The 16,670-nt window shown below is 60.9% G+C and carries 24 protein-coding genes and 1 tRNA gene; 19 read left to right on the forward strand and 6 right to left on the reverse strand.

Annotation, left to right across the window (positions count from 1 at the left end; genetic code table 11):
• Nucleotides 1–28: 28 nt before the first annotated feature.
• A complete protein-coding gene (locus tag HMPREF3173_RS09125) occupies nt 29–634 on the forward strand; it encodes a hypothetical protein (RefSeq protein ID WP_083299974.1) in 606 nt (201 codons plus the stop codon).
• An 85-nt stretch (nt 635–719) separates the two neighbouring features.
• Here the strand turns inward: HMPREF3173_RS09125 and HMPREF3173_RS09130 are convergent, their stop codons facing one another.
• Nucleotides 720–1,193: a hypothetical protein gene (locus tag HMPREF3173_RS09130; RefSeq protein ID WP_070572515.1), complete on the reverse strand. Its 474-nt coding sequence runs from the start codon at nt 1,191–1,193 to the stop codon at nt 720–722.
• Nucleotides 1,194–1,270: 77 nt separating this feature from the next.
• Here HMPREF3173_RS09130 and HMPREF3173_RS24905 point away from each other — a divergent pair, with 77 nt between their 5' ends.
• The 3 genes from HMPREF3173_RS24905 (at nt 1,271) to HMPREF3173_RS09140 (ending at nt 3,217) form a co-directional block, all read left to right on the forward strand.
• Nucleotides 1,271–1,438 (forward strand): hypothetical protein, encoded by a 168-nt coding sequence (locus tag HMPREF3173_RS24905; RefSeq protein ID WP_256544209.1) that lies wholly within the window; start codon nt 1,271–1,273, stop codon nt 1,436–1,438.
• 78 nt (nt 1,439–1,516) lie between these two features.
• The gene (locus HMPREF3173_RS09135) at nt 1,517–2,035 is read left to right on the forward strand and encodes a hypothetical protein (protein ID WP_256544210.1); all 519 of its coding nucleotides are present in this window, start codon (nt 1,517–1,519) and stop codon (nt 2,033–2,035) included.
• Between the two features lie 258 nt (nt 2,036–2,293).
• Entirely contained in the window at nt 2,294–3,217 is a 924-nt protein-coding gene (locus HMPREF3173_RS09140; RefSeq protein WP_070572517.1) for a DNA cytosine methyltransferase, read from the forward strand.
• Here HMPREF3173_RS09140 and HMPREF3173_RS09145 read toward each other — a convergent pair.
• Nucleotides 3,214–3,420 (reverse strand): hypothetical protein, encoded by a 207-nt coding sequence (locus tag HMPREF3173_RS09145; RefSeq protein WP_070572519.1) that lies wholly within the window; start codon nt 3,418–3,420, stop codon nt 3,214–3,216. The two genes, HMPREF3173_RS09140 and HMPREF3173_RS09145, sit on opposite strands and share 4 nt — an antisense overlap.
• A gap of 129 nt (nt 3,421–3,549) precedes the next feature.
• Between HMPREF3173_RS09145 and HMPREF3173_RS09150 the strand changes: the two genes are divergently transcribed.
• The 5 genes from HMPREF3173_RS09150 (at nt 3,550) to HMPREF3173_RS09170 (ending at nt 5,851) form a co-directional block, all read left to right on the forward strand.
• A complete protein-coding gene (locus HMPREF3173_RS09150; protein ID WP_256544211.1) occupies nt 3,550–3,786 on the forward strand; it encodes a hypothetical protein in 237 nt (78 codons plus the stop codon).
• A gap of 821 nt (nt 3,787–4,607) precedes the next feature.
• The gene (locus HMPREF3173_RS09155) at nt 4,608–5,006 is read left to right on the forward strand and encodes an HNH endonuclease (RefSeq protein ID WP_070572521.1); all 399 of its coding nucleotides are present in this window, start codon (nt 4,608–4,610) and stop codon (nt 5,004–5,006) included.
• The gene (locus HMPREF3173_RS09160; protein WP_054912489.1) at nt 4,981–5,274 is read left to right on the forward strand and encodes a hypothetical protein; all 294 of its coding nucleotides are present in this window, start codon (nt 4,981–4,983) and stop codon (nt 5,272–5,274) included. The genes HMPREF3173_RS09155 and HMPREF3173_RS09160 overlap by 26 nt, the downstream gene beginning before the upstream one ends.
• On the forward strand, nt 5,271–5,663 hold the full coding sequence (locus HMPREF3173_RS09165; RefSeq protein ID WP_070572523.1) for a DUF2591 domain-containing protein: 393 nt from the start codon (nt 5,271–5,273) through the stop codon (nt 5,661–5,663). The genes HMPREF3173_RS09160 and HMPREF3173_RS09165 overlap by 4 nt, the downstream gene beginning before the upstream one ends.
• Nucleotides 5,660–5,851: a hypothetical protein gene (locus HMPREF3173_RS09170; RefSeq protein ID WP_070572525.1), complete on the forward strand. Its 192-nt coding sequence runs from the start codon at nt 5,660–5,662 to the stop codon at nt 5,849–5,851. Before HMPREF3173_RS09165 ends, HMPREF3173_RS09170 begins: the two co-directional genes overlap by 4 nt.
• A gap of 45 nt (nt 5,852–5,896) precedes the next feature.
• Here the strand turns inward: HMPREF3173_RS09170 and HMPREF3173_RS09175 are convergent, their stop codons facing one another.
• On the reverse strand, nt 5,897–6,397 hold the full coding sequence (locus tag HMPREF3173_RS09175; protein ID WP_070572527.1) for a hypothetical protein: 501 nt from the start codon (nt 6,395–6,397) through the stop codon (nt 5,897–5,899).
• 100 nt (nt 6,398–6,497) lie between these two features.
• On the opposite strand from HMPREF3173_RS09175, the gene HMPREF3173_RS09180 reads away from it, so the two are divergent.
• A complete protein-coding gene (locus tag HMPREF3173_RS09180; protein WP_070572529.1) occupies nt 6,498–6,740 on the forward strand; it encodes a DUF4224 domain-containing protein in 243 nt (80 codons plus the stop codon).
• Nucleotide 6,741: 1 nt separating this feature from the next.
• Nucleotides 6,742–7,803, forward strand: a complete 1,062-nt coding sequence (locus HMPREF3173_RS09185) for a tyrosine-type recombinase/integrase (protein ID WP_070572531.1) — start codon at nt 6,742–6,744, stop codon at nt 7,801–7,803.
• Nucleotides 7,804–7,914: 111 nt separating this feature from the next.
• On the opposite strand, the gene HMPREF3173_RS09190 is transcribed toward HMPREF3173_RS09185, so the two are convergent.
• Nucleotides 7,915–8,002 (reverse strand) — tRNA-Ser (locus tag HMPREF3173_RS09190).
• Nucleotides 8,003–8,141: 139 nt separating this feature from the next.
• Here HMPREF3173_RS09190 and HMPREF3173_RS09195 point away from each other — a divergent pair.
• From HMPREF3173_RS09195 to HMPREF3173_RS09230, 8 genes are all read left to right on the forward strand, one after another.
• Nucleotides 8,142–8,813 carry a Bax inhibitor-1/YccA family protein gene (locus tag HMPREF3173_RS09195; RefSeq protein WP_043212266.1) on the forward strand — a complete coding sequence of 224 codons (672 nt, stop codon included), beginning with the start codon at nt 8,142–8,144 and terminating at the stop codon, nt 8,811–8,813.
• Between the two features lie 239 nt (nt 8,814–9,052).
• Nucleotides 9,053–10,432: a nucleobase:cation symporter-2 family protein gene (locus HMPREF3173_RS09200; protein WP_070572533.1), complete on the forward strand. Its 1,380-nt coding sequence runs from the start codon at nt 9,053–9,055 to the stop codon at nt 10,430–10,432.
• 89 nt (nt 10,433–10,521) lie between these two features.
• Complete coding sequence (gene tusD / locus HMPREF3173_RS09205; protein WP_070572535.1) at nt 10,522–10,914, forward strand: sulfurtransferase complex subunit TusD; 393 nt, start codon at nt 10,522–10,524, stop codon at nt 10,912–10,914.
• Nucleotide 10,915: 1 nt separating this feature from the next.
• Nucleotides 10,916–11,275, forward strand: a complete 360-nt coding sequence (tusC, locus tag HMPREF3173_RS09210) for a sulfurtransferase complex subunit TusC (protein WP_070572538.1) — start codon at nt 10,916–10,918, stop codon at nt 11,273–11,275.
• Nucleotides 11,275–11,571, forward strand: coding sequence for a sulfurtransferase complex subunit TusB (gene tusB, locus HMPREF3173_RS09215; RefSeq protein WP_070572540.1), 297 nt, complete (start codon nt 11,275–11,277; stop codon nt 11,569–11,571). The genes tusC and tusB overlap by 1 nt, the downstream gene beginning before the upstream one ends.
• Complete coding sequence (locus HMPREF3173_RS09220) at nt 11,568–11,903, forward strand: TusE/DsrC/DsvC family sulfur relay protein (RefSeq protein ID WP_043212258.1); 336 nt, start codon at nt 11,568–11,570, stop codon at nt 11,901–11,903. Before tusB ends, HMPREF3173_RS09220 begins: the two co-directional genes overlap by 4 nt.
• Nucleotides 11,900–12,901 (forward strand): glycosyl transferase family protein, encoded by a 1,002-nt coding sequence (locus HMPREF3173_RS09225; RefSeq protein WP_070572543.1) that lies wholly within the window; start codon nt 11,900–11,902, stop codon nt 12,899–12,901. Before HMPREF3173_RS09220 ends, HMPREF3173_RS09225 begins: the two co-directional genes overlap by 4 nt.
• Nucleotides 12,902–12,997: 96 nt before the next feature.
• Nucleotides 12,998–13,957, forward strand: coding sequence for a glutathione S-transferase family protein (locus HMPREF3173_RS09230; RefSeq protein ID WP_070572545.1), 960 nt, complete (start codon nt 12,998–13,000; stop codon nt 13,955–13,957).
• A 33-nt stretch (nt 13,958–13,990) separates the two neighbouring features.
• Here HMPREF3173_RS09230 and cysG read toward each other — a convergent pair whose 3' ends face one another.
• Nucleotides 13,991–15,382: a siroheme synthase CysG gene (gene cysG / locus HMPREF3173_RS09235; RefSeq protein WP_070572547.1), complete on the reverse strand. Its 1,392-nt coding sequence runs from the start codon at nt 15,380–15,382 to the stop codon at nt 13,991–13,993.
• Nucleotides 15,383–16,663, reverse strand: a complete 1,281-nt coding sequence (gene serS, locus HMPREF3173_RS09240) for a serine--tRNA ligase (protein WP_043212249.1) — start codon at nt 16,661–16,663, stop codon at nt 15,383–15,385.
• Nucleotides 16,664–16,670: the final 7 nt, after the last annotated feature.

Genomic DNA, 16,670 nt, shown 5'->3' on the forward strand with positions numbered 1-16,670 from the left:
GGAGGGCGGCGCATGCATGGAGAAAGCCATGATCGAAGCCACCGAAAAGCAGCTCGGCCTGCTCTGGCACACCCTGGGCCTGTGCACCGAGCGCTCTGACCGCCGCAGTATCAGCCGTAACTACTTCCTGACCAGCCCAGGCTACGACGACGCGAACAACCTGGATGTGCTGGTGGCTGCCGGTCTGATGACCTGCGGCAAGCCACCGGCCTTCTGCTCTCAGGACGAGGTGGTGTATCGCGCCACAGACGAGGGCAAGCAGTTCGCCCTCGACAAGCTCCCACCGATCCCTCCGCCAGCCAAGCGCACCAAGTTCGATGCCTACCTCGACGAGTGCGAATGCTATGACGGCTTCGCCCACTTTCTCGGCATCAACATGCCGCAGTACCAGCAGCGCGGTGAGTGGGGCGCGCGGGAATACCGCATGGTTCGTTACCCCCGTGGCAGCGTGTACCGCCAGTATCGTCGCCACTACAACTTCGCGAGCTGGTCACCCTACGAGACGCTTGAGGTTGCCGGCCAGTGGGCTCCGACCATGAAGGAAGCCAAGGCGAGCTACAAGGCGGCACTCAAGGAGTTCCGCGCCAGGCCCAATCTGCCGGCCAACGACTTCGAGCGTCTCTACTCCGCCTGACACTCCGGCGCTGCCCGCCAGCGCCTTCCCCTATTCAACGATAACGCCGACCCGGCGAAGCCAAGACCGGAGTTAGTTGGCATGATCAGAACCAGCTCAGGCATTTCTTCCTCGATAGTTTGATGAGTGCGCGCTGCAGGTCTTCAGCGTGAGGTCGAGCAGCGGAAACATATTCGTGAGCATCGTGTGACGAAGACTCCTCTATCAGCTCGAATAGCTTCTTTTGAAGGCCAAACCAGCTTTGAGAAGTCTCCGCGAACTCTTTCTCGGTGAATAGCATCTCCAGCATTGTGATGTCGGATGCCAACTCGTACCGAGTTACAGGCCAATTTCTATCAAGCTGGTCCTTTTCATGCTGCGTGAGCCCATGTATCTGATGCTCTCCATTGACTTCACTGTCAAGGAACCTATTGATTAGATCTGCCTTCTTGAGAGCCGAGCCTATTCGCTCATATCGCTCGCTCCAGAGCTTCTCCCTTTTGGTTCGAATGATGGCGAAGTAAGCGCCCACCGCCGTACCCAAAATGGCCAGCACCAGCGGTATCCAAAATGTATCCATCAACGCTCTCCTAGGGCTATCGCTGGTCTCTCAATACCCCACTTAAACGAATCACGCCACCCCGGCGAGGAACGCCCATGTCCAATCGAATCGTCTGCCAGTTCAGTTGCGGCGACGCTTCGGCGGTGGCCACCAAGCTGGCCCTGGCCGAGTACGGCAGCACGCACGACGTGCAGATCATCAACGCCTTCCTGGCCAACGAGTATGAGGACAATCGCCGGTTCGCCCAGGACTGTGAAGCGTGATTCGGTCAGCCGATCACCGTCCTGCGTGACGAGAAGTACGGTGCCGACGCTCATGAGGTATTCCGCCGCGAACGCTATATGAAAGGCCGTACCGGTGCACCGTGCACCAAGATCCTCAAGAGGCGGCTGCTCGACACGTGGAAGCAGCCGGGTGACGTGATGGTGTTCGGCTACACCGCCGAGGAGGCCGATCGGCTGGAGGATTTCAGAGAGCGAAATCCAGATCGCCCAGTTATGGCCCCGCTGATAGACCGCGGCCTGGGCAAGGACGACTGCAAGGCCATCTTGCTGCGCGCAGGCATCGAGCTTCCGCTGATGTACCGCATGGGCTACGACAACGCCAATTGCATCGGCTGCGTGAAGGGCGGCGAAGGTTACTTCCGGGCGATCCGTCAGGACTTCCCAGAGCAGTACGAGGCGCTGTGCGCAATCCAAGATGACTTGGGTGAAGGCTCATACCTCTTCCGCAACCGCACCACCAATGTGCGCTTCTCACTTCGCGACTTGGGCGATGGCCCAGTGCGCCGCAACGAGAAGCTGCCCGCCTGCTCCTTCTTCTGCGAGCTGGCCGAGGCCGACATCATCGCCCACGCCTGACACGGAAATCCATTTTTGGGGCAGTTGGTACCCACTATTGATATTGAGAAGGCATTCCCGACTCACACACATCAATTTTTGGAGATAACCATGCCATTTAACTATTTCATTATCGCGGTCCTGTTCACTGTCGTCGGCCTGATCGGCAGCTGCAGCGGGTAACTCCCTCCACCTCCTCGCGTTCGCACCGCGGGGAGGCCCCCAACCGAAAACTTTCGCATGCGAAAACTTCCATAGGCCAAAAGGCTAGGCATCCCCATGACCACAGCAATCGACCTGTTCGCCGGCCTCGGCGGATGGAGCACCGGCGCGCGCGCCGCAGGCGTCCAGGTTCTCTGGGCGGCAAACCACTGGCCGGTGGCCGTTGAATGGCACAGCGCCAACCACCCCGAGACGCAGCACGTCTGCCAGGATTTGCACCAGGCGCGCTGGGAGCAGGTGCCGGCGCACGACATCCTGCTGGCTTCGCCCTGCTGCCAGGGGCACGCCAAGGCTCGCGGCAAGAAGTCGGGCAACCCCGAGCATGACGCCTCGCGCTCGACGGCATGGGCGCCGGTATCGGCCCTTGAGTTCCACCGGCCACAAGCGGCGGTGATCGAGAACGTGCCGGAGTTCACCGACTGGGTGCTCTACCCGGCCTGGCTTCAAGCAATCCAAGCGCTGGGGTATCAGGCCGCGCCCCATATCGTGGACTGCGCCGACCTCGGCGTGCCACAGCACCGGGTGCGCCTGTTCATGGTCCTGACGCGCAGCAAGGCGCCGCTGATGCTGCAGTTACCGCAGGAGCGGCATGTGCCGGCAGCCAGCTTCCTCGACTTCGGCGCCGGGCGCTGGTCGCAGATCGAGAAACCAAGACGCGCCCAGGCCACACTCGACCGGGTCCGCAACGGGCGCCAGCGCTTCGGGGACCGCTTCATCATGCCCTACTACGGCAAAGGTTCCGGCCTCACCGGGCGCGACATCAACCGGCCGATCGGCACCATTACCACCCTGGACCGATGGGCCCTGGTCGACGGAGACCGTATGCGGATGCTCAGCGCCGACGAGGCCTTGGCCGCGATGACATTCCCGGCCGACACTCTGCGCCCGGACAACCACCGGCTGACCATGCACATGGCGGGTAACGCGGTACCGCCACTGGCTGGTCAGCGAGTAATCGAGGCGCTACTCAAAGCAGCCTAACCGCCACCATCCGACGGCCCATCGACCAATCTGAAGCGATATGTATCCGGACCACCAGGAAGCCCAAGCTTCTCGACCGCGATATGCTTGGCGCCGCATTCAGGACAGATCACGAACAGATCGTCCGAGCCGGTTTCCTGAATGATCCTTCCTTTGAACGTTGCAGCACACGCCTCGTTCTGACACCGAAACTCGCTGTTCATACGACCTCGAGAACTTTCCTCGATAAATTGTAGTCGAGCGCTACGAGGTATCCCCATGCCCACAGAAAACCCCAGCAACACTTATCGGCACACGTTCACCGCGACCTACCCTAGCGATGGTGAGATCTCATGTACAGCCTGGAAATTCGCAGCCAGGCAATGATCCGCGTCGAGCACATCAAGACAGCGACAGCGCTGATCAAACAGGCATGGCACGAGCAGATCGACGCCCAACTGGCTGAGCGCTTCGGCGTTGACCAAATGACGAAGGCGGCTCACCACGGCGACTGCATCGAGGCGATGAAGGTCATAGCTGACAACTCGTTGGTCATCGACCCACCACATGGGCTGAGTTTAGGCGCGTAACATCGACGAAACGGGAAGCAATCGAAGACTTTTGCACAGCTCGGTATCTTCTCCCGATAGGCAACACTAGCATGGTGGCAAAAGGAAACTAGTCTCTACCTTGCAAATACCCTAACTGCACAGTTCATGGAGATCAGGAATCATGTCATGGCACGTAACATTAGCTCTAATATCACTACTTGTTGCAGGATGCTCGTCCACTGAAACAAAAAAACTAGATTTTATACTTCCCGAAAGACCGGGAGACTTTGAATGGCCTCCTGACGACCCAAGAATTGACCAATACAACCAATCTTTTTGCATGACATTCTCTTACAAATCTCATGACTACTTTATTTACATTGAAAATTACGCAGAAGTATCCACAACAAGTGGCACCTGCGAAAGGCCAGGCCCAGCAATTTCTGCTGATGACATTTCGATGTACATAAGGTACAAAAACACTGGAAGAGCAACGCATGGATGCAATGGGACATCAATTTGCACATTCAGTGAACGATCATATTTGTCAGGGTCATCTATATACTGCCTCTCCGCGAAAGCTACAATTAACGGTAGTAGCGCGAGCGAGACAACCAACTTTGTCGAGTGCCCACGCTTATAGTTATCCAATTACACACTGCAAAATCCGCAAGCCAGCAGGGTCGATCAGCCTCTCTGCTGGCCTTGTCATTTAAGATTTAACTAGCAACTGGAAAGAAGGCTCAGTCAGGCGACCAAAACATCGGAACGACGAATAAATACCCATATTTTTACGCCCCACCCAATTTCACTCCTCTCCCCTCTATTCACTGCCGCGATATGGCGGCCAAGGAGCACCCGTGCGCCTGAAGAAAGCTGAGCGTGAGCAGATCCGCCTGAAATACGGCGGCCGCTGCGCCTACTGCGGCAACGCCTTGGGCGAGCGCTGGCACGCCGACCATTTCGAGCCAGTCGTCCGCAACACTGGCGAAGCGGCGAAGACGGTCCCGGCCCTTCGGCCAGCCAATCACAACATGGCCAACATGATGCCGGCCTGCGTGCCCTGCAATCTGAGCAAGCACCGCATGCAGCTGGAGGACTGGCGCCGCTGGCTGGCCGGTCACGTCAACAGCCTCAACCACTACCACCCCATCTACCGCCTGGCCAAGGCCTACGGCTTGATCGCCGAGACCGGGGCCGAGGTCGTCTTCTACTTCGAAAGGGTGCAGAACGATGCCATCCAAAACCTATCCGCTTGATGTGCGTAGCGTCGGCGAAGACACCTACATCTGCATGAGCAAGGGACACCACAACCTAGAAGAGTTCATGAAGGCTGCCGTTGCGGATCACCCTGGCTGGTGCCTGGGTGGCCCTGAGCATGTCTGGATCAAGACAACTCCGGGTCACGGCACCTACGACCGCATGTACAACATCGTGCCACAGGGTACCCGTGGCGCATGGCCGGCGACCTACTGCTGGGAGTTCGGCGAGGACTACAAGCGCTACAACGCCGAGGTGCAGCCATGACCGACCTGATCGAAGTGAAGACGGCAGACCTCACCGGCCACGCGCTCGACTGGGCCGTTGCCCAGGCCGAAGGGCTTGAGGTCTTCCTGGTAGGACCTCAGTACCACGTGCCGTGGCGGGTGTTCTGGAAGAAGCGCGGCCAGGCACTGCAGTGGGATGTGCTCTACAACCCGCACGAGGACTGGGCGCTGGGAGGGCTGCTGATCGAGAAAAACATGGTCAGCCTCCATTGCCCGCAGAGCACCGACGATGTTTGGGCAGCTTGGGTAATCACTGACAAAGGCGAGTTTTGCCAGCCGGGTGACACCGCTCTGGTCGCCGCCTGCCGCGCCATCGTTTCCGCCAAGCTCGGCGATACCGTCCAGGTGCCGAAGGAGCTGATGCCATGATCCCGCATACGGGCTGGCTACGGCGTCAGTTGGAATCGGCGCTGATCCTACTGGCTGCCTGGATTCTGGGTGGCCGCAACGTCACCAGGTCCGGGGTCGTCTCGCGCCGGGACAACAATGAGATGTTCGAGATGGACGGCGAACTGCGAGCCGTCGCCCGTCGTATCCGCAACCAGTACAGCAAATAACCCCTCCCCCAACTACTCAAGCCCGCCGACATACCTAGATGGCGGTCACGGCTTGATGGTTTTCAGGTAAACCAACGCATCGCTGAATCGCTGTGCGCGCTCTAGGCTTCCGGTCCGGATCGAGCCGAGCTCCCTACCATCATGCCCGCGAATAATCACCGTGAAGCGGCTAGACCTCGCTCGCTTCTGGTAGATAGAGATATTGTCGATGGAATTCAGGTAGATACGCCTATTGGCGTCTTTTGTAACACTTCTGGTGCTGCCGGCAGCGATAGCCCCCGCGCCAAGAGGAGCAGCAGAAGCAAAACCCGAAGCCTCTGAAATCACGCCGTCTGACAAAATGATGACCTTGTCCGTGATCAAAACAGACTGAGGTCGGAATTTCTTTCCGTAATCCTCAAAAAATGCCTGCTCGACCACCTCGGCAGCCTGCTGGCGATCACTGAAATGTGCAGCAGACGGCGCATAACTCAAACGTTGGCTACCGCAGCCTGCCACTAGAAGACTGAGCAGGATGGCTGCACACCATTTGACTCCATTCGACATGCGGCCCCCTGGCTCTGGAAAAGAAGCCGGAGATTACCCGCGAGCCGATGAATTATCCATAGCCCAACCTGCCGCCACCGGCGGCCTTGGAGACCATTCCATGGAAACCGAGATCCTTTCGGACGAAGAGTTGGCCGACCTGACCGGTTACAAGGCCAGGGGCTGGCAGCGCCGCTGGCTCAATGAACGCGGCTGGCACTTTGTCGAGAGCCGTGGCGGACGCCCCCTGGTGGGCCGCCAGTACGCCCGTATGAAGCTTGGCGTGACCCTCGAAGTCGTGCCATTGGCACCGCCCCCTCCAACTATCCCCGCGTGGACACCAGATATTTCGAAGGTGAGGTGAAATGCGCCCAAGGAAGACCGAGAACAGGGATCTGCCGCCCGGCATGTACCGACGCAAGCGCACCAGCAAGAGCAAGAAGAACCCGCACAAGGAATGGATCAGCTATTTCTACCTGGACAAGTCCGGCAAACCGATACCTCTAGGCAACGACCTGAACCTGGCCAGACTGAAGTGGGCCGAGTTGGAAGCGAAGGAAAAGCCAAAGGACCTGGTCATCATGGGAGCAATCTTTGACCGGTACATACGCGACATCATCCCGAAAAAGGCGCCTCGCACGCAGAAGGACAACCTGGCCGAGATACGCCAGCTGCGCAACTACTTCGAAAAAGCGCCAATTGACGGAATCACTCCAGCTCACGTAGCGAAGTACCGCGATGCGAGAACGGCCCCGGTCCGGGCGAATCGGGAGATCGCTACCCTCTCCCACATCTTCAACATCGCCCGGGAATGGGGCCTTACGACCAACGAAAACCCATGCCAAGGTGTTCGCAAGAACAAGGAGTTGCCGAGGGACTTCTACGCAAACGATGCCATCTGGAATGCGGTTTACGCCAAAGCGGTGGACGAATTGAAGGACGCCATGGACTTGGCGTATTTGACAGGCCAGCGGCCGGCGGACGTGCTGGTGATGAGAAGGGATGACATCGAAGGCAATGCCCTTGGCGTGAAGCAGAAGAAGACCCACAAGAAGCTGCGGATCATGCTCGAAGTGGATGGTGTGGAGAGCAGCCTGGGCGCGCTCATCAGGAAGATACTGGAGCGGAACAGGCCGCATAGCTCGCCGTACCTGCTTCTGACCGAAAACGGAAAGCGGGTTACGGCGCCGATGCTTCGCCACCGCTGGGACGACGCCAGGGAGGAAGCGGTTAAGGAGGCAGTCGCTGCCGGCGACCATGTGCTGGCAGGCCGAATCAGCCAGTTCCAGTTCCGCGACATCCGCCCAAAAGCGGCTTCGGAAATCACCGACGTCGATCACGCCAGCCTTCTGCTGGGCCACACCAAAGGCGACATCACCGAGCGCGTATATCGCCGAGTTGGAGCCTTGGCGAAACCCACCAAATAGCCAAAGTATTGTCAGCGCTGACAAATCAAACCATTACCAAGCCCATTCGTATGGGTAGGTTTTCTATGCTCCAAAAACGCAAAAAGCCCTGAATAATCAGGGCTTTAGAAGTGGCGGAAGCGTAGAGATTCGAACTCTAGGATAGTTGCCCATCGACGGTTTTCAAGACCGTTGCCTTAAACCACTCGGCCACGCTTCCAGGATCAATTTTGCGGCCGCAATCATACCGTAATGAAACAAGCTGTCAAACTCTCTGTGTCGCGGCTTGCAGCTGCTCTGGTATCCTCATTGCAACCATTCGTTTCGAAACCACAGATTCACACCACAGGAGTGTCGCCATGCGCGAACAGGATTATGCCGTCCACCACGGCCAGCAGGCCGAGCAGCAGGAAGTCAGCCGCGTCCTGCGCAACACATACAGTCTGCTGGCGCTTACCCTCGCCTTCAGCGGCGTCATGGCATTCGTGGCCCAACAGATGCGAGTCGGTTACCCGAACGTGTTCGTGGTACTGATCGGTTTCTACGGTCTGTTCTTCCTCACCGCCAAGCTGCGTGATTCGGTCTGGGGTCTGGTCTCCACCTTCGCACTCACCGGCTTCATGGGTTTCATCCTCGGCCCGATCCTCAACCGTTATCTGGGCATGAGCGGCGGCGCCGAAGTGGTGAGCTCGGCCTTCGCGATGACCGCCCTCGTATTCGGTGGTCTGTCGGCCTACGTGCTGGTCACCCGTAAGGACATGAGCTTCCTCAGCGGCTTCATCACCGCTGGCTTCTTCGTGCTGCTGGGCGCTGTCGTGGCCAGCTTCTTCTTCCAGATCAGCGGCCTGCAACTGGCGATCAGCGCGGGCTTCGTGCTGTTCTCGTCGGTCTGCATCCTGTTCCAGACGAGTGCGATCATCCACGGTGGTGAGCGCAACTACATCATGGCGACCATCAGCCTGTATGTATCGATCTACAACCTGTTCGTCAGCCTGTTGCAGCTGTTCGGCATCATGGGCCGTGACGACTGATAGCCCTGCTACTTAAAAAGAGCCCGCTTCGGCGGGCTTTTTTATGGGTGACTTTCGAGTTCCTGCACACCCCACCGCGGGGCCAGCCAGCCCTAGTGCCCTGCGAATACATGGACAACGCGTCATCCTGCTATAACCTGTCAGGCCTCAGGTACGGCCGCCTTCACGCATTTCCCCCTACCCCAATCCAGTCTTGCCCCGTAGAATGCGCTCCTTTTTTCATCCTTGGGCAGCTTCCCATGAGTTCCATCGAACACGGGCCGGGCGCGGCGGCGCCTGCCAATGAACTGGTCCTCGGTCTAGAGGACAAGCCAAGGCCGTTGATCGGCCTGCTGGCTGCACTTCAGCACCTGCTGGCGATCATCGTCCCGATCGTCACTCCTGGCCTGCTGATCTGCCAAGCTTTGGGGGTTTCCCCGCGTGATACCAACCTGATCGTCTCCATGTCGCTGGTGATTTCCGGTATCGCGACCTTCGTCCAGTGCAAACGCTTCGGGCCGTTTGGCGCTGGGCTGTTGATCGTGCAGGGCACCAGCTTCAACTTCGTTGGGCCGCTGATCGCAGGTGGTGCGCTGATGGTCAAGCAGGGCACCCCGGTAGAGAGCGTGATGGCTGCAATTTTCGGCGTGGTGATCGCCGGCTCCTTCGTGGAGATGGGCGTGTCACGCATCCTCCCGTTCGTCAAACGCCTGATCACCCCTCTGGTGACCGGCATCGTGGTGCTGATGATCGGCCTTACGCTGATCAAGGTGGGCCTGATCAGCATGGGAGGCGGCTTCACCGCCATGGGCAACGGCACTTTCGCAAACGGCGAGAACCTGCTGCTGTCGGGCGTTGTGCTGGCGATCATCGTGATCCTCAACCGCATTCCGGTGGTGTGGATGCGCAGCTGCGCCATCGTCATCGCCCTCGCCGTGGGCTATGCCCTGGCCGGCTACCTCGGCCGCCTGGACTTCACCGGCATGCATGAAGCCGCGCTGTTCCAAGTGCCGATGCCGCTGCACTTTGGCCTGAGCTTCTCGTGGGCCCTGTTCATTCCGATGCTGGTGATCTATCTGGTGACTTCGCTGGAAGCCATCGGTGACGTCACGGCCACCAGCAAAGTCTCGCGCCAGCCGGTCGAAGGCCCGCTGTGGATGCAGCGCATCAAGGGTGGCGTGCTGGTCAACGGTGCCAACTCGCTGCTGGCCGGTGTGTTCAACACCTTCCCAAGCTCGATCTTTGCGCAGAACAACGGCGTCATTCAGCTGACCGGCATCGCCAGTCGCCATATCGGTGTGTGGATTGCCATTATGCTGGTGCTGCTGGGCCTGTTCCCCAGCGTTGCCGGTGTGATCCAGGCAGTGCCTGAACCAGTGCTCGGTGGCGCAGCCATGGTGATGTTCGGCGCGGTAGCAGCGTCGGGTATCAACATCCTGGCCAGCACCCGCCTGGACCGTCGGGCACTGCTCATCATCTCGGTATCCCTGGCCCTGGGCCTGGGCGTGGCACAGGTGCCGGAGTTCCTGGCGCACATGCCGGCGGCGCTGCGCAACGTGCTGGAGTCGGGCGTGGCCACCGGCGGCATCTGCGCCCTGGTGCTGAACTGGTTCCTGCCAGAGAGCAAGGGCCAGGCCTGACGCATACTACCGTTGGCCCGAAAAGCCCGCGCCGACAGGTGCGGGCTTTTTTGCTTTATCATGGCCCCATTCCTTTGCACGAGCTTTCCATGAAATTCGCCATCGCGGTTTTTTCCCCGGCCCATGCGCCCTCCTCGCGTCGCGCCCTGCGCTTCGCTGAGGCAGTGCTGGCCGCTGGGCACGAGATTGCCCGGCTGTTCTTCTACCAGGACGGGGTACACAGCGCCTCGGCCAATATCGTTGCCCCCCAAGATGAACTGGACGTTGCTGCCCAATGGCGCACCTTCATCGATAACCATCAGCTGGATGCCGTAGTCTGCATCGCCGCAGCCCTGCGTCGAGGCGTACTGGATGAGAGCGAAGCCAACCGCTACCAGCGCCCGGCCGTAAACCTGCCGGCCCCTTGGGAGCTGTCGGGCCTCGGCCAGTTGCATGAGGCGGCACAAGTGGCCGACCGCCTGGTCTGCTTCGGAGGTGATTGAGATGGCCAAATCCCTGTTGATCATCAGCCGCCAGGCGCCCTGGAACGGCCCCAGCGCCCGTGAGGCCCTGGATATCGCCCTGGCCGGCGGCGCCTTCGATTTGCCCCTGGGCATGCTCTTTCTCGATGATGGCGTATTCCAACTCGCCCCCGGCCAGCAGCCAGGCGCACTGCAACAGAAAAATCTCGCCGCCAATCTCCAGGCGCTGCCGATGTTCGGTGTCGAGGAGCTGTTCGCCTGCGGCCACAGCCTGGCCGAGCGCGGCCTGGCGGGGGATGCGCTGGAGCTGCCGGTCGAGGTGCTGGATAGCGCAGCCCTGACCGCCCTGATTGCCCGTTTCGACCAGGTGGTAACGCTCTGATGACGACTTTGCATGTAATCAGTCATTCGCCCTTCGGCGACAATCGCCTGGACAGCTGCCTGCGCCTGCTGGGCGCGGATGACGCACTGCTACTGTGCGGCGATGCTGTTTATGCCCTGCGCGCCGGCAGTGAGCCTAGGCTCAAGCTCGAAGCTGCCGCCGTGGGTAACCGCCTTTACGCGCTCGCCGAGGATTTGCAGGCCCGCGCCATCGACAGCGCGCTGGCCAAGCCCGTGGACTACCCGGCCTTCGTCGAACTGTCACTGCACTACCACAAGGTCAACAGCTGGCTATGAGCAACCTCACTGTCGGCGATCAGCAGATCGCCCTGGACAAGGACGGCTTTCTGGCCGACTTGCAAGCGTGGTCCCCGGAGGTCGCCCAGGCGCTGGCCGCACGCGAGAACATTGCGCTGACACCTGAGCACTGGGAGGTACTGGAAGTGCTGCGCCAGTTCTACGACGAGTTCCAGCTGTCACCGGCCACCCGCCCGCTGATCAAGTACACCGCCCTCAAGCTAGGCCCGGAAAAAGGCAACAGTCCGCACCTCAATCGTCTGTTCAACGGCACTCCCGCCAAACTCGCCGCCAAGCTGGCGGGCCTGCCAAAGCCGACCAACTGCATATGACCATCGCTCGTCCACTCACTTTGCAAACCCCGGCCGAACATCCCTTCGCTGAATTCGTGCGCATCCTCGGCAAAGGCAAGCGCGGCGCCCGTGGCCTTACCCGTGAGGAGGCGCGCACGGCCATGACTCTGCTGCTCGAGGGCAAGGTCGAAGACACCCAACTGGGCGCCTTCCTCATGCTGCTGCGGCACAAGGAGGAAAGCGCCGAGGAGCTCGCCGGCTTCACCGAGGCCTTACGCGCTCACCTGCAGCCCCCTGCCATCAACGTGGACCTGGATTGGCCCACGTACGCCGGCAAGAAGCGCCACCTGCCTTGGTACCTGCTTGCGGTCAAATGCCTGGCGGGTAACGGGGTGCGCATTCTCCTGCATGGCGGCGGAGCGCACACCGCGGGACGCCTGTACACCGAGCAATTGCTTGACCTGCTGGACATCCCTCTGTGCCGTGACTGGCCCGCCGTGGCCCAGGCCCTGGACGAGCGCTGCCTGGCCTTCGCACCGTTGCAGGACTGGGCCCCGCAACTGCAGCGCATGATCGACCTGCGCAACACCTTGGGGCTGCGCTCGCCGATCCACTCGCTGGCCCGGGTGCTCAATCCGCTGGGCGCACGCTGCGGCCTGCAAAGCATCTTCCATCCCGGTTACCAGGCTGTGCATCGCGAGGCGAGCCGTCTACTGGGCGACCATGCCGTGGTGATCAAGGGCGACGGCGGGGAGATCGAGGTCAACCCCGATGTGATCAGCCATCTCTATGGCACCACCGCCGGCGCAGCCTGGGACGAAGAATGGCCGGCGCTGAGTGCCCAGCGCCACGTCAAGCCAGCCACCCTGCAACCTGAGCACCTGTTGAAGGTATGGCGTGGCGAAGCCGAGGACAGCTATGGCGAACTGGCAGTGCTGGCGACCATCGCGATCGCCCTGCGTGGGCTTGGCCAAAGCCGTGAGCAGGCCTTCGAAACCGCACGCAGCTACTGGGCGCAACGCAAAAGCATCGAATAAATCGATCTGATCACTGCAGTCTTTGCGCTATTTATTCGAACAGAGTTGCCTAGACTGAGCTCCAACGACAAACGACTATGTTCCGAGGAGCTCACCATGGGCCTTTTAATCGACGGCCGCTGGCATGACCAGTGGTATCAGAACAGCAAGGACGGCGCATTCCAGCGCGAGAACGCCCAACGCCGCAATCAACTACCTGCCGCCGAAGCCGGGCGCTACCACTTGTACGTCTCCCTGGCCTGTCCCTGGGCTCACCGCACCTTGATCTTCCGTGCCCTCAAGGGCCTGGAACCGCTGATCGATGTCTCTGTAGTGAGTTGGCTGATGGGCGAGCATGGCTGGACCTTCGATCGTCAGCACGGCTCCACCGGCGACCACCTGGACGACCTGCAGTACCTCCACCAGCGCTATACCCAGGATGACCCACACTACACCGGCCGCGTGACGGTACCGGTGCTGTGGGACAAACAGCAAAAGCGCATCGTCAACAACGAGTCGGCAGAGATCATCCGCATTTTCAACAGCGCCTTCGATGAGCTGACAGGCAACCGGCTGGATCTCTACCCCGAGCCGCTTCGCCCAACCATCGATGCACTCAACGAACGCATCTACCCGGCAGTGAACAACGGCGTGTACCGTGCAGGCTTCGCCACCACCCAAGAGGCCTACGAGGCGGCGTTCGATCAAGTGTTCGCTGAACTGGATCACCTCGAGACCCTGTTGGGCCGTCAACGTTACCTGGCGGGGGAATATCTCACCGAGGCCGACGTACGTCTGTTCACTACCCTGGTGCGCTTCGACGCCGTGTACCACGGCCACTTCAAGTGCAACCTGCGTCGCCTGACCGACTACCCGAACCTGTCCAACTGGCTGCGCGAGCTGTACCAGTGGCCGGGCGTGGCCGGGACCGTGAACATGGAGCACATCCAGAAGCACTATTACATGAGCCACAAGACCATCAACCCGAATGGCATCGTGCCCAAAGGACCGCTGCAGGATTTCAACCAGCCGCATGACCGCGAGCGACTGGCGGGCAAAGGCATCTGGCAGGCTTGAAACAGCTGGGGCCGCTTAGCGGCCCCAATCATGTCACCCTTGTTGTGATCCTTCGAACCACGCCAGCTTCTCGCGTAGCCGCACCACCTCCCCGACAATCACCAGCGTCGGCGCATGCACTTCATGACGCGCCACCAGCTCCGGCAGATCCGCCAGGGTCCCAGTGAATACCCGCTGGTTACGTGTGGTCCCCTGTTGCACCAACGCCGCCGGGGTACTGGCCGCGCGGCCATGGCGAATCAGTTCGGCGCAGATAGTCGGCAGGCCGACCAGGCCCATGTAGAACACCAGAGTCTGGGCAGGCGCCACCAGATCATCCCAAGGCAAGTTGCTGGTGCCATCCTTCAGATGCCCGGTGACGAAGCGCACCGACTGGGCATAATCCCGATGGGTCAGCGGAATTCCGCCATAAGCTGAGCAACCACTGGCCGCGGTGATGCCCGGTACCACCTGAAACGGGATACCCTCCTCGGCCAGCTCTTCGATCTCCTCACCACCACGGCCGAAGATGAACGGGTCGCCGCCCTTCAGGCGCAGCACTCGCTTGCCCTGGCGCGCCAGGTCCACCAGCAGGCGATTGATCTGCTCCTGCGGCACCGCATGATCGGCGCGGCGCTTGCCAACGTAGATCCGCTCGGCATCACGTCGGCACATCTCGATGATCGCCGGCGCCACCAGTCGGTCATACAGCACCACGTCGGCCTGCTGCATCAGGCGCAAGGCACGGAAGGTCAGCAGGTCCGGGTCACCCGGGCCGGCACCGACCAGATACACCTCTCCCCCTTGCTGCACCGGCGCACCATCGACCTTCGCCTGCAACAGGCGCTCGGCCTCGCTGCCCTGCCCGGCCAACTGGCGTTCGGCGATCGGCCCCTGGAAGACATCCTCCCAGAAACCTCGACGCTGGTTGACGTCCGGATACAACGCCTTGACCTTGTCGCGAAAACGCGCGGCCAAACCGGCCAGCTCGCCATAGGCGGCTGGAATCCAGGCCTCCAGGCGCGCCCGGATAAGCCGCGCCAGCACCGGCGCATCGCCGCCACTGGACACGGCCACCACCAAGGGCGAACGATCGACGATCGCAGGGAAGATCACCGTGCACAGGGCCGGCGCATCCACCACGTTGACCGGCAGGCTGCGCGCCTGGGCATCGGCAGAGACCTGGGCATTGAGCACGGAGTCGTCGGTGGCGGCGATCACCAACCGGCAACCGACCAGGTCGCCTGGCTGATAACCGCGCACCAAGACCTCACCGCCACCCTCGCGGGCCAGCGCGGCCAGCTGGCCGTCGACCTCCGGTGCCACTACCCGCAGCGCGGCGCCGGCGTCGGCCAGCAGACGCGCCTTGCGCAGGGCGATCTCACCGCCACCGACGACCAGTACCCGACCACCCTGCAGCTTGTGGAACAGCGGCAGGTAATCCATTTAGCGGATGACCTCGACACCACCCATGTAGGGCTTGAGCACTTCCGGCACGCGAATCGAGCCATCGGCCTGCTGATAGTTCTCCAGCACCGCCACCAGGGTGCGGCCGACCGCCAGGCCTGAGCCGTTGAGGGTATGCACCAGCTCAGGCTTGCCGGTCTCCGGATTGCGCCAGCGGGCCTGCATGCGGCGGGCCTGGAAGTCGCCGCAGTTCGAGCAGGAGCTGATCTCGCGGTACTTGCCCTGGCTCGGCACCCAGACTTCCAGATCGTAGGTCTTCACCGCGCTAAAGCCCATGTCGCCGGTGCACAGGGCCAGGACACGGTACGGCAGCTCCAAGGCCTGCAGCACGCGCTCGGCGTTGGCGGTCAGGCCTTCGAGCGCTTCCATCGACTTGGACGGCTCGACGATCTGCACCATCTCGACCTTGTCGAACTGGTGCTGGCGGATCATGCCACGGGTATCGCGCCCCGAAGCACCGGCTTCGCTGCGGAAGCACGGAGTGTGGGCGACGAACTTGATCGGCAGTTGCTTGGCATCGATGATCTCGCCGGCGACGATGTTGGTCAGCGACACTTCGGCGGTCGGAATCAGGTAGAAGTCCGCCTCGCCTTCACGGGCGATCTTGAACAGGTCTTCCTCGAACTTCGGCAGCTGGCCGGTGCCCTGCAGGGCCGGCGCTTGCACCAGATACGGGGTATAGGCCTCCTCGTAGCCGTGCTCGCTGGTGTGCAGGTTGATCATGAACTGGGCCAAGGCGCGGTGCATGCGGGCGATCGGGCCACGCAGCAGGGCAAAGCGTGCGCCGGAGAGCTTGGCCGCAGTCTCGAAGTCCAGGCCGCCGCTGATCTCGCCCAGCGCCACGTGGTCCTTGATCTCGAAATCGAAGTCACGCGGGGTACCCCAACGGCGCACCTCGACGTTGGCCTCCTCGTCCGGGCCGACCGGAACGCTGGCGTCCGGCAGGTTGGGGATGGTCAACACGATGGCGTCGAGTTCGGCCTGGATGGCATCCAGCTCTGCCTTGCCCTCGGCCAGCTCGCCAGCCATGCGCTCGACATCCGCCATCAGCGGCGCGATGTCTTCACCCTTGGCCTTGGCCTGGCCGATCGACTTGGAACGAGCGTTACGCTCGGCCTGCAGTTGCTCGGTACGGGTCTGCACGGCCTTACGGCGCTCTTCTAGGGATTCGATGCGCGCGACATCCAGGCTGAAGCCACGGGAGGCCAGGCGATCCGCCACTTCCTGAAGTTGGCCGCGTAACAGTTTGGAATCGAGCATATCGTTC

The sequence above is a fragment of the Pseudomonas sp. HMSC08G10 genome, assembly GCF_001808425.1.
Lineage (GTDB): Bacteria > Pseudomonadota > Gammaproteobacteria > Pseudomonadales > Pseudomonadaceae > Aquipseudomonas > Aquipseudomonas guariconensis.

Coding starts and splice junctions, on each gene's coding strand:
- HMPREF3173_RS09165 (WP_070572523.1), top strand. CDS start 5,271: ATGACCGACCTGATCGAAGTGAAGACGGCAGACCTCACCGGCCACGCG.
- tusB (WP_070572540.1), top strand. CDS start 11,275: ATGACGACTTTGCATGTAATCAGTCATTCGCCCTTCGGCGACAATCGC.
- HMPREF3173_RS09230 (WP_070572545.1), top strand. CDS start 12,998: ATGGGCCTTTTAATCGACGGCCGCTGGCATGACCAGTGGTATCAGAAC.
- HMPREF3173_RS09180 (WP_070572529.1), top strand. CDS start 6,498: ATGGAAACCGAGATCCTTTCGGACGAAGAGTTGGCCGACCTGACCGGT.
- HMPREF3173_RS09175 (WP_070572527.1), bottom strand. CDS start 6,397: ATGTCGAATGGAGTCAAATGGTGTGCAGCCATCCTGCTCAGTCTTCTA.
- HMPREF3173_RS09125 (WP_083299974.1), top strand. CDS start 29: ATGATCGAAGCCACCGAAAAGCAGCTCGGCCTGCTCTGGCACACCCTG.
- HMPREF3173_RS09170 (WP_070572525.1), top strand. CDS start 5,660: ATGATCCCGCATACGGGCTGGCTACGGCGTCAGTTGGAATCGGCGCTG.
- tusD (WP_070572535.1), top strand. CDS start 10,522: ATGAAATTCGCCATCGCGGTTTTTTCCCCGGCCCATGCGCCCTCCTCG.
- HMPREF3173_RS09195 (WP_043212266.1), top strand. CDS start 8,142: ATGCGCGAACAGGATTATGCCGTCCACCACGGCCAGCAGGCCGAGCAG.
- tusC (WP_070572538.1), top strand. CDS start 10,916: ATGGCCAAATCCCTGTTGATCATCAGCCGCCAGGCGCCCTGGAACGGC.
- cysG (WP_070572547.1), bottom strand. CDS start 15,382: ATGGATTACCTGCCGCTGTTCCACAAGCTGCAGGGTGGTCGGGTACTG.
- HMPREF3173_RS09145 (WP_070572519.1), bottom strand. CDS start 3,420: ATGAACAGCGAGTTTCGGTGTCAGAACGAGGCGTGTGCTGCAACGTTC.
- HMPREF3173_RS09140 (WP_070572517.1), top strand. CDS start 2,294: ATGACCACAGCAATCGACCTGTTCGCCGGCCTCGGCGGATGGAGCACC.
- HMPREF3173_RS09160 (WP_054912489.1), top strand. CDS start 4,981: ATGCCATCCAAAACCTATCCGCTTGATGTGCGTAGCGTCGGCGAAGAC.
- HMPREF3173_RS09200 (WP_070572533.1), top strand. CDS start 9,053: ATGAGTTCCATCGAACACGGGCCGGGCGCGGCGGCGCCTGCCAATGAA.
- HMPREF3173_RS09150 (WP_256544211.1), top strand. CDS start 3,550: ATGTACAGCCTGGAAATTCGCAGCCAGGCAATGATCCGCGTCGAGCAC.
- HMPREF3173_RS09185 (WP_070572531.1), top strand. CDS start 6,742: ATGCGCCCAAGGAAGACCGAGAACAGGGATCTGCCGCCCGGCATGTAC.
- HMPREF3173_RS09130 (WP_070572515.1), bottom strand. CDS start 1,193: ATGGATACATTTTGGATACCGCTGGTGCTGGCCATTTTGGGTACGGCG.
- HMPREF3173_RS09225 (WP_070572543.1), top strand. CDS start 11,900: ATGACCATCGCTCGTCCACTCACTTTGCAAACCCCGGCCGAACATCCC.
- HMPREF3173_RS09220 (WP_043212258.1), top strand. CDS start 11,568: ATGAGCAACCTCACTGTCGGCGATCAGCAGATCGCCCTGGACAAGGAC.
- serS (WP_043212249.1), bottom strand. CDS start 16,663: ATGCTCGATTCCAAACTGTTACGCGGCCAACTTCAGGAAGTGGCGGAT.
- HMPREF3173_RS09135 (WP_256544210.1), top strand. CDS start 1,517: ATGAAAGGCCGTACCGGTGCACCGTGCACCAAGATCCTCAAGAGGCGG.
- HMPREF3173_RS24905 (WP_256544209.1), top strand. CDS start 1,271: ATGTCCAATCGAATCGTCTGCCAGTTCAGTTGCGGCGACGCTTCGGCG.